The organism is Synechococcus sp. JA-3-3Ab, assembly GCF_000013205.1.
In the GTDB taxonomy this organism is placed as follows: Bacteria; Cyanobacteriota; Cyanobacteriia; order Thermostichales; family Thermostichaceae; genus Thermostichus.
In genome coordinates this window covers 1376746-1388275 of record NC_007775.1, presented here as the reverse complement: position 1 = coordinate 1388275, position 11530 = coordinate 1376746, and the positions used below count along the sequence as shown (strand labels likewise).

The 11530-nt window shown below is 60.5% G+C and carries 13 protein-coding genes; 5 read left to right on the top strand and 8 right to left on the bottom strand.

Annotated elements, in window-relative coordinates:
• The first annotated feature begins 415 nt into the window (after positions 1-415).
• Positions 416-592 (top strand): hypothetical protein, encoded by a 177-nt coding sequence (locus CYA_RS15045; RefSeq protein ID WP_168174238.1) that lies wholly within the window; start codon positions 416-418, stop codon positions 590-592.
• A gap of 3 nt (positions 593-595) precedes the next feature.
• Here the strand turns inward: CYA_RS15045 and CYA_RS06495 are convergent, their stop codons facing one another.
• The 4 genes from CYA_RS06495 to CYA_RS14090 form a co-directional block, all read right to left on the bottom strand.
• On the bottom strand, positions 596-907 hold the full coding sequence (locus CYA_RS06495; RefSeq protein ID WP_011430227.1) for a hypothetical protein: 312 nt from the start codon (positions 905-907) through the stop codon (positions 596-598).
• Positions 908-1068: 161 nt separating this feature from the next.
• Positions 1069-1356, bottom strand: coding sequence for a hypothetical protein (locus CYA_RS06490; RefSeq protein ID WP_011430225.1), 288 nt, complete (start codon positions 1354-1356; stop codon positions 1069-1071).
• Positions 1357-1546: 190 nt separating this feature from the next.
• Complete coding sequence (locus tag CYA_RS06485; RefSeq protein ID WP_148203187.1) at positions 1547-2794, bottom strand: RNA-guided endonuclease InsQ/TnpB family protein; 1248 nt, start codon at positions 2792-2794, stop codon at positions 1547-1549.
• Positions 2682-3299: an IS607 family transposase gene (locus CYA_RS14090; RefSeq protein ID WP_011430223.1), complete on the bottom strand. Its 618-nt coding sequence runs from the start codon at positions 3297-3299 to the stop codon at positions 2682-2684. Before CYA_RS14090 ends, CYA_RS06485 begins: the two co-directional genes overlap by 113 nt.
• A gap of 210 nt (positions 3300-3509) precedes the next feature.
• Here CYA_RS14090 and CYA_RS06480 point away from each other — a divergent pair, with 210 nt between their 5' ends.
• Positions 3510-3752, top strand: a complete 243-nt coding sequence (locus CYA_RS06480; protein ID WP_041438297.1) for a hypothetical protein — start codon at positions 3510-3512, stop codon at positions 3750-3752.
• Between the two features lie 16 nt (positions 3753-3768).
• Here CYA_RS06480 and CYA_RS06475 read toward each other — a convergent pair whose 3' ends face one another.
• Genes CYA_RS06475 through CYA_RS06465 form a run of 3 tightly spaced genes read right to left on the bottom strand, consistent with a single transcriptional unit; the run spans position 3769 to position 7446 of the window.
• On the bottom strand, positions 3769-4983 hold the full coding sequence (locus tag CYA_RS06475; RefSeq protein WP_011430221.1) for an SLC13 family permease: 1215 nt from the start codon (positions 4981-4983) through the stop codon (positions 3769-3771).
• A 21-nt stretch (positions 4984-5004) separates the two neighbouring features.
• A complete protein-coding gene (locus tag CYA_RS06470; protein WP_011430220.1) occupies positions 5005-6513 on the bottom strand; it encodes a UbiD family decarboxylase in 1509 nt (502 codons plus the stop codon).
• 36 nt (positions 6514-6549) lie between these two features.
• Positions 6550-7446 carry a carbohydrate ABC transporter permease gene (locus tag CYA_RS06465; RefSeq protein ID WP_011430219.1) on the bottom strand — a complete coding sequence of 299 codons (897 nt, stop codon included), beginning with the start codon at positions 7444-7446 and terminating at the stop codon, positions 6550-6552.
• 167 nt (positions 7447-7613) lie between these two features.
• Between CYA_RS06465 and CYA_RS06460 the strand changes: the two genes are divergently transcribed.
• The 3 genes from CYA_RS06460 (at position 7614) to CYA_RS06450 (ending at position 9209) form a co-directional block, all read left to right on the top strand.
• Complete coding sequence (locus CYA_RS06460) at positions 7614-7949, top strand: YbaB/EbfC family nucleoid-associated protein (RefSeq protein WP_011430218.1); 336 nt, start codon at positions 7614-7616, stop codon at positions 7947-7949.
• Between the two features lie 21 nt (positions 7950-7970).
• Complete coding sequence (recR, locus tag CYA_RS06455) at positions 7971-8570, top strand: recombination mediator RecR (protein WP_011430217.1); 600 nt, start codon at positions 7971-7973, stop codon at positions 8568-8570.
• A 147-nt stretch (positions 8571-8717) separates the two neighbouring features.
• Positions 8718-9209: a hypothetical protein gene (locus CYA_RS06450; protein ID WP_011430216.1), complete on the top strand. Its 492-nt coding sequence runs from the start codon at positions 8718-8720 to the stop codon at positions 9207-9209.
• Positions 9210-9301: 92 nt separating this feature from the next.
• Here the strand turns inward: CYA_RS06450 and CYA_RS06445 are convergent, their stop codons facing one another.
• Complete coding sequence (locus CYA_RS06445; RefSeq protein WP_011430215.1) at positions 9302-11359, bottom strand: cation:proton antiporter; 2058 nt, start codon at positions 11357-11359, stop codon at positions 9302-9304.
• Positions 11360-11530 lie beyond the last annotated feature (171 nt).

Below are 11530 nucleotides of genomic sequence, written 5' to 3'. Positions count from 1 at the left end.
AAACAGAATGCTATCGCTGCATAGTTGAACAGTGATGTTCAGCAGTGTTCAGCGTAAATGTATCAGAAAGCCCCAACTGTTGGTAGTAGGTGGGGAAAACAGACGGAATGGAAGACTCAGCTAGAAAACCATCGCCTCGGCAAGTGGGGATCCCTCTCTGTCGCCCAGCATATCCTCCCCGTTTCGGGAAAGCTGCTGGCCCATGCGTGGGGGCTTGCGGACAGGCTTTCCAGGGATGATTCTGGGATCCAGAACAACTTTCTCAAGGGATCCCTGTTTAGAAGCCCCAGAAGCGAGGGGATATGGTCTCAGAGCGCCCACCCTGGCAGCAGCGGCATCGACCGGAGCGGCGGCTGAGCAGGTGCAGCGGCAGACCCACCCGCCTGGCGCGGGATCTCCTCACCGGCTGGAGCTGATGCCGCGCCATACCCGACGCGATTGCGATGGGGATCGGGTAGAGGTGGGCCCACAGTTGAACATCTGGGCGGGCGTTTGCAAGTACGAGCTGAAGAACTTGCACGATCCGGAGTTGCAATGGCTGGCCGCCGAGCTGGGCTGCTGGCTGCAGGTTTCGGTCGAGAAGAAGGTATAGCGGTTAATCCAAGTAGGCGCTCAGCTCCTGCTCCAGGGTGGGCAACTGCACCTCTCCTCGTTCCAGCTCCTCTAGGTCTTGCAGTTGCCTGCGCAGGCGGGCAATCCGCTCTCGTAGATACTCTTTGATGCCCTTGGGCCCCAGGCTGAGGCAACTGCGGCAGATCTCGCCGTAGATTTGGCCGCGGTCGTTATAGACCACCGCCAGCAACACCTGCTGCCCCTTTTTTGGGATAGGGGCGGCCCATCCACCGCAGACGATGCAGGGCACCCGGCCATTGCCCCCGTAAATGCTGCGTTCCCAGACAACTCTCACGCGCGGCCTCACTGCAACTTTCGCCCACCAGCATAAAAACTCAGGGGGATCCCTTGCCACCCCGGAGCGCTCGCCAACTCCCCTCTCCCTTTGGGAGAGGGGTCGGGGGTGAGGGCTGGGAGAGGGGCCGGGGGTGAGGGTTGAAAAGGGATCCCTAAAGTCTAGGTGCCAGGCGAGGTGGGCCGAGAGCGATCGATGGTGCGATAGGTGAGGCTGGCCGCTACCTCCAGAGCTTTGGCGGCGTCGCGGAAGTAAAATCCCAGCTCCTCATCCTTTTCGGTGCGGTTGGGTTTATTGAACTTGGCCTTGAACTGCACATTGCAATACATGGCCAACCCCACCAAAACCTCCGACAAACCGTGCTGGTTGATCAGCCGCTCCACATCTGTAAGCAGGCTTTTGATTAGGGCATCGGCTACCGGTTCTGGCAAACTGTCCAGGTCGTGCATCGGGTTTCCTCAGCAAACGAGATGGAGAGCCGGTGGGTCTGGGATCCCGGCTCAACTTCTCCTGATTTTCCTGCATCTTTTTGGGAATGCCCAATCCTGTCGCTAACGCTGCTGCCCCTGCCGGAGCCCCAGGGTAACAACTGGAGGGCTCCCTGGCCGCCTGCTCCAGGCGACGGGCAAGCTGATACATTTACGCTGAACACTGCTGAGCATTACTGCTCAGCGGTGAAGCGATAGCATTCTGTCCGTTTCCGTTGTCACTACGCGATGCTGACGCGACCGCGCTACTCGGACGGAGTCCAAACAGAAAGGCGGTATCCCGCAAAGCTCTGAGCATAACACCCAGAGCGCCTTGCCAATCTCGTGGTAGCCTATGGTTGCACTTTGGGCATCTAAACACCTTTGCACCACCCAACTTAGTGTGGATGTGCCCGCACTTGGTACAGGTTTTGCTGGTGTACGCTTCCGATACTTCCACGACAACCACGTTTTTCTTCTTGGCTTGAAACTTCAGGAGCTGCTTGAACCGGTAGTGCGCCCAGGTGAGCATCGCCCTTGCTGTCTTGCTACCAAACTTCCTCCCTGCCTTGGCAACCATCTTGGCTGACTCGAAAGTGGGGAGGAATATCAATCGGTAGTTATCCGTCAAGAACGCCGCTACCTTGCGATGGCACTCGTCCACCAAGTTCCTGATTCTCTCCCGCAGACGAAACGCCGCTTGCCGCATTCGCCTACGCTTGGGTCTCGGTGCTTTACTCAGCCTAGATTGCAGATCGTCTAGGTGGTAGCACAGCCGAACGATCCTGCCAAAGTCTCCCTTGGCGATATCTACAAAGCCCGCCCCATCAAACCCTGTAAGGAAGCTTCTTACCCCAGGGTCAAGCGCAACAACCCCCTTTGCTAACGAACACTGCTCGTTCACGGGCTCAGGAAAGATGGCATACCATCTGTCTTTCACCCGCATTAGCTCAGTTCCGCGTGCCCATTCTCTGGGCATCTCCTCGGATGCACGGAACGCCAAGCCTCGGGTGAGTTTCGGATACCACGTCCCATTGCGAAAGTTGCCGGCGTTGAATTGCAGCGTATGCGACCTGTCTCGCACACTGCGAAACCTCGCGTCTTTGCTTCGGCGAAACGCCAACCACGCCTCGACGACCGCGTTCTGCTTGATGTGGCAGGGGGCGTCCTTCACCCACCCGGGCAGGTCGGAGCGCAGGATGATGTCCCGCAGCTTTCTGGCCGTTTTTGGGGCACCATGCTGACGCTGATAGGCAATCGCTTGGTTGTAGCAGTACCGGCACGCCGCTTGCCACCGCTTCCAGACTTTAGCCAGCGCTGGCTCCGGATAAATCCGTATCTTTCTCGATTGCAGCCCGGTATTTTCTGAGTCCGTAGAGCCGACTGCTGAAGCAGTGCAAGATGGTGAGGATATCCTCAACCAGTTCCTGTTGGGGAGAAAGGTGATCGTCATCGAGAACCAAGATTTCGCACCCGTATTGACGGCAGTACCACTCAACGAACTCAAATCCAAACCGGCAGAGTCGATCCCGGTGAGCGACCACAATTGTTCCGACATCTCCCGCACGAACTCGTTCCAATAAGGCAAGGAACTTTGGCCTTTTGAAGTTGAGACCGCTGCCAACCTCTCCGACCACTTCGGCTCCAGGATAGAGGTTAACCAGTCTTGCAATCTGTCTCTCCAAGTCTGGTTTCTGCCCTCGACTGCTGACTCGGGCGTACAAAACGACTCGTTTGTCCTTCTTGGGTGCTCTGTTCGCGTCAGCGGGCCGGAGGCCAATGTAGCTGTCGAGGTTATACCTTCTCGCTCTACCAGATGGTGTACGTACTGCATGGATCCAGCCCTTCTGTTCCCATCGCCTCAAGGTGTGGAGACACACCCCAAAATAATCCGCCGCTTCTCTCGGTTTTACATACCTAGCCATACCAAGCAGCCATACTGAACATACTGTACATTATTTTCAGTATAGTCCAGCATATCACTGACTAGAGTCATGCTCTTTGGAGCCGGGATGCCGCACGCGGTTCAGGTGAAGCAAATAGGCGTACGGCGCATCTGTTTTTGGAGCTTCCCCGCAAGGGACAATGCGAAAATAGGCCAAGCGCAGCGTAGAGTCCAGGTTTGGAGTGGAGCCATGCCGGTAGCTTCTGAATATGCCTTTCCCTTCGAGCACCACCAGAAGTTTTCCCTGGATAACCCCACCATCTCTAGCCCCGGCGTTTCCAAACGGGAATACGTGGCCAGCAGGGTGTTGCAGGGCATGCTCAGCAATCCCCAAACTGCCATTGGCAATCTCTCGCCTGAGCAGCGACAGGCTTTGGTCTACACGGCAGTGTTGTTGGCAGATGAGCTTTTGGCCGCCCTTAGTGCCCAGTGAGGGCTCCCGGCAAGGCTCAGGGCTGACCCAGCCACAGACCGCTAAACCCAAGGGTAAGCAGCGTCAGGGGCAGGCCAAAGCGGAGATGTTCCCCGAACGTTAACACATACCCCTTTCTAGCTGCCGCTTCGACGGTAATTAAATTGGCCACTGCCCCAAACAGAGTCAAGTTACCGGCCAGCGTAGAGCCGGCAGACAGCAACAGCCAGGCCGTCTTTCCCTGCAGCGGGAGCAGCGACTGCAGCAGCAGCACCGCCGGCACGTTGGAGATGAGGTTGGACAAGAGGGCGACAGCGGCCAGCAGCGCCAACGGGGATCCCGCCACCTGCTCCGCCCAGGGCCCCAGACTCGTTCCCCAGCCGGCCAGCAGCTCTCGGGTTGCCCGTGTCAGGATAAACAGCCCGGAGAACATCACCAGCAAGTTCCAGTCCACCTGCCCCAAAAACCGCTCCGGCTTCAGCCGGCGGGTAATCAGCAGCAAGGCCGCCGCCACCAGGGCCGACTCCGCTAGGGGCAGGCCGGCCACAAAGGCCCCAAACAGGCCCGCTGTAATGGCCACGCTCTTGCGCAACAGGGGGGGATAGAGGCGCAGCGGCGTCCAAGGCACCTGGGCGAAGGGCTGCAGCGAGCGCACCTCGGGGTAGTAGAGCCACAGCAGCCCCACCTCCAACAGCAGCCCCACCACGGCAATCGGGGTCATCTGGGCGGCAAACTCCAGGTAGCCGATCCCGGAGAAGGAGCCGATGAGGATGTTCTGCGGGTTGCCGCTCAGGGTGGCTACAGACCCTAGGTTGGTGGCCGCCGCCAAGCCCAAGAGGTAAGGAATAGGGTTCAGCCCCAGCACGGCTGTCACCTGCAACGTGAGGGGGGTAAACACCAGTGCCAGGGTATCGTTGAGGAGAAAGGCCGAGAGCAGCCCGCTGCCGAACACCAGCATGAGCAAAAGGCCAAAGGGACTGCGGCTAACCCGAATCAGGCCCAGCAAAGCTAGCTGGAAGGCGCCGCCCTGGGACAAGCTGGCGTTCACCACCATCATGCTGAGGAGAAAGACAATCGTGGTCGCGTCGATGGCTGCCCAAGCCTCCAGCAGCGGCACTGTTCCTAGGGCAATCAGCAAAGCGGATCCCGCCAGGGCAATCGTGGCCCGGTTCATGCGCAGCCTGGGCAGGGATCCCAGCCCCAGCCCGACATAGCTCAGGAGCAGCACCAGCCAAGACAGCGCTTGTTGCACCTGCCAGCCTCTTAGCCACCCCTAGAACTCGTAGCCAAATAGGCGCGGATCCGCCGGCTGCAAGTCCAGATCCGCCAGGCCGTATTCCGCCCAGCGGCGATCCACCAGACGGGCCACTTGCGGATCCGGGGCAAGCGGTTGCCGCCAGGGGGTGTCGGTTTCCGGGGGGAGCTTGGTGGTGGCATCGATCCCCATCTTGCCCCCCAGACCCCGTTTTTCGGTGGCAAAGTCCAGGGCGTCAAAGGGGTTGTCCGGCAGAATAAACACATCCCGCTGCGGATCCACCCGCGAACACAGGCACCAGAGCACCTGCCGCGGATCCCGCACATTGATGTCCTTGTCCACCACGATGACGAACTTGGTGTAGCTAAACTGGGGCAAGGCGCTCCAAAAAGCCAGGGCCGCCCGCCGCGCCTGGCCGGGATAGGCCTTGTCGATGGACAGAATCGCCACCTTGTAGCCCAAGCCCTCCATGGGCAAAAAGAAATCCACGATCTCCGGCACCTGCTGCCGCAGAATGGGGGTGTAAATGCGGTTCAGGGCCAGCGCCATCATGTCGTTTTCTTTGGGAGGCTTGCCGCTGAAGGTGGTGAGGTAGATGGGATCGCGGCGGTGGGTGAGGCAGTGGAAGCGGATGAGCGGAGCTTGCTCGTTGCGAGGGCCGTAGTAGCCGATGTGATCCCCGGCAGGGCCGTCGGGGGCCACCTCCCCTGGCGTGATGGTGCCCTCCAGAACAATCTCGGCGTGGGCCGGCACCTCCAGATCCACCGTCTTGCAGCGGGCCAGGTGTAACCCTTCGCCGGCGTAGAGGCCGGCAAACAGCCACTCCGACAGATCCACCGGCAGGGGCGTAGCCGCCGCCAGGATCACGGCGGGATCCACCCCGATGGCCACTGCCACTTCCAGCTTCCGGCCCAGGGCCGCCGCCTTGCGCAAATGCCGGGTGGCCCCCCGCACCGACAGCCACTGCACCGTCATCGTGTTGCGGCTCTGGAGCTGCAGGCGGTACACCCCCACATTGGGAATGCCATTTTCCGGGTCTTTGGTAACCATCAGCCCCAAGGTCAGCACCCGCCCGGCATCGCCGGGATAGACCCGCAGCAGGGGCAGTTGGGTGAGATCGACCGCCTCACCCAGCAGCACCACCTGCTGACAGGGGGGGAAGAGATCCCGGCTGGGTCGAGCTTGGAAGACTCGGAACAGCGCCTGCCCCAGCTCCAGGGCCTGGGCAAAATTTTTGGGCGGGCGCGGCTGGTAGAGCAAGGCCAGTTTTTTCCCCAGCTCCTCCAGCTCCCGCGGCTGCTCCATCCCCAGCGCCCAGCAGATGCGCTCCACCGTGCCCAAAACGTTGATCAGCAGGGGCATCGAGGATCCCTTCACCCGCTCAAACAGCAGCGCCGGCCCCCCGCAGGCCAAGAGGCGATCGGCGATCTCGGCAATTTCCAGGTCGGGATCTACTTCTGCTGAAATGCGGCGAAGCTGGCCACGGGACTCCAGCAGGGCGATGAAACGGCGCAGATCTCTGGGCATGAAGGGAGCACTCGCGGGGATGAGGATCTCGCTAACTTACTTGTCGCGGCTGAGGGCCAGGCCGCTCATGAAAGGCTTTTGCAGGGCAATGAACACCACCAGCGGCGGAATACTGGCGATGATCGCCCCCAGCATCATGGGGCCATAGGAGGCGGAACTATCCAGGTTGAGCAGGGATTGCAGCCCCACCTGCACCACCTGCCGCTCCCGGCCTTGCACGATCAAGCGGGGCCACAGGTACGTATTCCAAGCGTAGACGAAGTGAATCACCGCCTGGGCTCCGATGGCGTTCCAGCTCAGGGGGATCAGCACCTGGGTGAGAAACTGCAGCGGGTTGGCCCCGTCCAGTTGAGCCGCCTCCGCCAGCTCGCGGGGGATGTTGGAAAAATGTTGGCGAAACAAAAACGTCGAGGTGGCGCTGGCCAGAAAGGGCACGATCAGGGCGTAGTAGGTGGATCCCCAGCCCAGGTTGGTGACCAGCCGCAGCAGAGCGATGATCAGAATTTCTGTGGGCATCATCAGGGTAATGAGCACAAAGCCGAAGGCCAGCCCCTTGCCCGGAAAGCGAAAGTAGACAAAGGCCAGCCCCGCCAATAGTGACAAAACCGTTTTGCCCACCGTGATGGCCGTGGCCACGATGGCGCTGTTGACCATGTAATGGCCTAGGTGACGCGCCACCATCACCTGCTGCCAGTTAAAGGCCAACGAGGAGCCAAAGGTCAATTGATAGCGAAATACCTCGGCATTGTTTTGGGTGCTCACGATCAGCGCATACAGCACCGGAAACCCCAGCGCCAAACAGGCCAGCCACAGGCCTAGGTGAACATACCAGCGCTCCGGGATCCAGCGCCGCCAGGACAAGGGAGAAGCCTTTTGGCGCACGGGGCTGGGCTGGGCGGCTAGCGACTGCGGATCCTGCAACAGTTGAGCCATGACACCTCCAGGCAGGGGACGCTTTTGCCCTCTCTGTTGAGGATAATTCGTCAGGGTTAACCCCAGGCTAAAAAGGCCGATCTGACCTGGGTTTCCAGCTTGGCGGGTACTTTTACCGACAAGAGGAAAGGGGTAGAGTAGAACAGCAGTGTCTAGAAGAGGATCCCATGACCCGAGGCTTTGGTCCCTTCGGCAAAATCCAAGAAGCCCTCAAGAAGGCCCAAGAGGTGCGCGACGGCGCTCAAAGGCTGCAAAAAGAGCTAGAAGAAATGGAGATCGTCGGCGAGGCCGGCAATGGGCTAGTGAAGGTGACAGTGAACGGCAACCAGGAGCCCCTCAAGGTCTCTCTGGATCCCCAAGTGCTCCAGGAGCCGGTGGATGTGGTGGAGGACTTGCTCCTGACGGCGATGGTGAACGCCTACACTCAGTCCGCCGAGACGATGCGCAAGCGCATGGAGGAGCTGACCGGAAACATCAGCCTGCCGGGGTTGGGGTTGGGCTGATCCCGGCCAGCCTGGCTTCCTATGTACACTCGCCCTTTGGCTCGCCTGATCGAGGAGCTGCAGCGCCTGCCCGGCATTGGCTCCAAAACAGCTCAGCGCCTGGCCTTGCACTTGCTCAACCGGCCTGCTGGCGAGGTCGAGGCCCTGGCCAAAGCCCTGCTGGAGGCTAAGCAAACCGTTAAGCATTGCTCCATCTGTTTTAACTGGTCGGCGGAGGATCCCTGCGAGATCTGTCGCTCGCCGCAGAGGGATCCGTCGACCTGGTGCGTAGTGGCCGATGTCAAGGATCTCATCGCCATGGAGCGCACCCGCGAGTTCAAGGGCCTTTACCACGTTTTGGGGGGTCTGATCTCGCCCATGAACGGGATCGGGGCCGAGCAGTTGCGCATCCGCGAGCTGGTGGCCCGGGTGGCGCGGGAGAAGCCCCAAGAGCTGATCTTCGCCCTCAGCCCTAGCGTGGAGGGGGAGGTCACTATGCACGTGGTTAAAGATTACCTGAAGCCGGTTGCCCCCGGCCTGCGCATGACCCGTCTGGCCTTTGGCCTGCCCATGGGATCCGAGTTGGAGTATGCCGACGAGGTTACCCTGGCCCGTGCCCTAGAAGCGCGGCAGGAGTTTTAGGCCCAGGTAACTGCGGGCTGGGCTTGCCCAGAGCAAGGTGTCCAACCCTGAAGTTGTTGCTAAGGTGAGGACCACGGGTCTTGTCATGGGATCCCGGCACTTACCTGAGGTCAAGAAAGTTCAACCAGCAACGCGGAGAGGGCAGCGATGGCGGATACGGCACAAACTCACCTCAGCTCAGGCACCGTCCAGGGGCTGGACTATGTAGTTCTGGGAGTGGCCTCTTGCTTCCAACGGGATGAGGACGGTCGCCTCAGGGAGGTGTTGGTGGCCGAGCCGGTTCCCGCCGCCGCCCTGGATTGCCTGGCCCAAGAGCGCCGCAGCACTTCCTACTGCCTTCTCTACGCCACTACTTACGCAGAAGTTGTCGACAACGGGATCCCGACTTTGCCCGCCGATGTTTTCCCGCCAGGGGTGGTGCTGGGAGAAGATTTTGTGGAGCGGCTACAAGCGGCGGCCCGTACGTACCGCAGCAAGCCCCAATTTCGTCACATCCCTCTGCACCAGGTCTGCACGCCAGAGAGGGGGGTGTTCAAGCTCCATTTCAGCGCTGAGCCGCGGCGGATTCTCAATGCGGCAATGGAAGTGAGGGATGCCGACAACATCAAGCAGCACCCCCACACCCATCAGCATTTCTAAGCCCGCTAGCAGCTATCGCTACCACATCCCTGTTGCCGAAACTAGGCAAATACATCGAGTCCCACCTCAGGGCCTACCCTTGGAAGAGCAGTTTACAGTGGCTCTCCGAGCATGATCAGAGAGCAGGTGAGGCGTTCTAGGAGGCGAGTGGTCGTGTCGCTGAAGGATAGGCTCCCGCTGGGGTTGCGCCGACGAAAAGAGGGCAGCACCACCAGGTCAAATCCTTGGGCCTCCTGCAAGAGGGTTTTGACGACCTCGTCACTGGCCAAGACCTTGACCTGGACGGGGTAGCCCAAGTCTGGCTGTTGGGCTAGGGATAAAAGCTGCGCCTCCAGCCACTGGCGATCGCTTTCGGGGGTGCTGGCGAAGCAGATGTGAAGCAAGGTAACTTCTCCCTGGCTGGCGGCGGCCAAGATCTGGGCTAGGCGCACCGCCCGAGCCGTCTGCGAGCGAAAGTTTTCCAGCACCACCAGGATCCGCCGCAGCTTGTGGGGGGGATGGAGCAGGCGTGCTACGGCAACTGGGCAATGGGCAGCCCAGAGGACGCTGTTGATGACGCTGCCAAAGAGGCGGGCCTGTAAGCGGGTGGGATCGCTCCAGCCCATGACGATGAGGCTGGCGTTCTGCTCACGGCTGGCGTGGCTGATCCCCTGGGCCACGTGGCTGTCGATGCGGCAGAGAGGGGTGACCTCCACCCCAAAGGGCCGACAAAACTCCGTCGCCCGCTTGAGGAGGTGGTCTCCGTGCTCCAGGGAAGTTTGCAGCAAGGGAGAGTCCATGTGCAGGTGGCCGGTCGCCACCGAGAGGGGAACCACCCGCCCGCCCTCCTGCTTGGCCAGGAGGCAGGCCATCTCCAGCAGGTTTTCCTCGGTTTCGGGATTGGCCAGCGGCACCACGACCACGTAGGGCTGGGGAGGCGGCGCTGCGGAGGCGGGAGCGACTCCTGGTGGAGATGGGAACCGACTCTGTTCCTCCTCCATAGCCATTTGCGTGGCCGCCCGACTGGTCAAAATTGGGCCCAGGGTGGCCGTTACCAACATCAACACCACCACGCTGTTGAGCACGTCTGCATTGAGCAACCCCACGCGGTACCCCACCAGGGTTGCCGCCAAGGTAGCCGCCACCTGGGGCAAGGAGAGCGACCACATCATCAGCTTTTGGGTCGGGGTGTAGCGGTAGAGCCACTGACAGAGTTGGGCAGCAGCGTACTTGCTGAGGCCCAGCCCCAGCAGGATACTCAACAGCAGCCAAAGGGAGCTAAGGGTCTGCAAAAAAGCGCGTAGATCAAGCAACAGCCCTATATCCACAAAGAAGACGGGGATGAACAAGATGCTGCCGACAAAGACGATCTTTTCTTTGACAGAGCCCTCCCGCAGCACATCGTTCACGGCCAGCCCCGCCAGAAAGGCGCCGATGATCTTCTCTACCCCAATCCACTGCGCCCCCAGAGCCGCCACAAACAGAGCCAGCAGCACAAACAAAAATTGGTTGCCCTCTTCGCTGCCGGTGACCCGAAAAAACCGCTGCCCCAGCCAGTCCACCCCAAACAGCACAGCAGCCGCATACAGCAGCAGGGATCCCAGCAGCCGCACCAAGCTCCAGAGGGAAAACTCGCCGCCGTGGATGCCGACACAGACCGCCAAGACCAGCAGCGCGGCAATGTCGGTGAAGATGGTGCCGCCGATGGTGACCAGCACCGCCTCGTTTTTCACCAGACCGTAGCGGCTGACGATGGGGTAGCCCAGGGGGGTGTGGGAGGCAAACAGGGATCCCAGCAGGATGGCCGCGTTCCAGCCAAAGCCAAACAGCCGCCCAATGGCGGTGCCCACGGTTAGGGGAATGGCAAAGGTCAACAAGCCAAAGGTGGCAGAGCGGTTGCGGGTCTGCCGAAATTGCTCCAGGTCGATCTCCAGCCCGGCCACAAACAGCAAATAGACCACGCCGATCTCCGAGAGCAACTGCACCGTCGGCAGCTCTGAAGTCAACAGGTTCAGTCCCTGAGGACCCAGGGCGATCCCCGCCACCAAAAGGCCCACCAACCCCGGCAGGCGCAGCCGCTCAAATAGCGGCGGCACCACCAGGATCACCCCCAGCAACAGAGCAAAGGAGAGGATGGGCTCCTCTTGCACAAGTGAGCGTATGGCCTCCATCGGCTAGGCCCCCGGCTGGACGTCTTCCTGATTATGGAGGCAATCTGCCCAAAGGGCCGCAAGGAGATCTGGCCAGCCCCAACCCACCCTCTCTTGCCTGGGGAAGTTCCCGCTGGCAATACCGACTTGTGCCAGCTCTGGATCCTGCAGCAGGGATTTCTTCCAGAACTC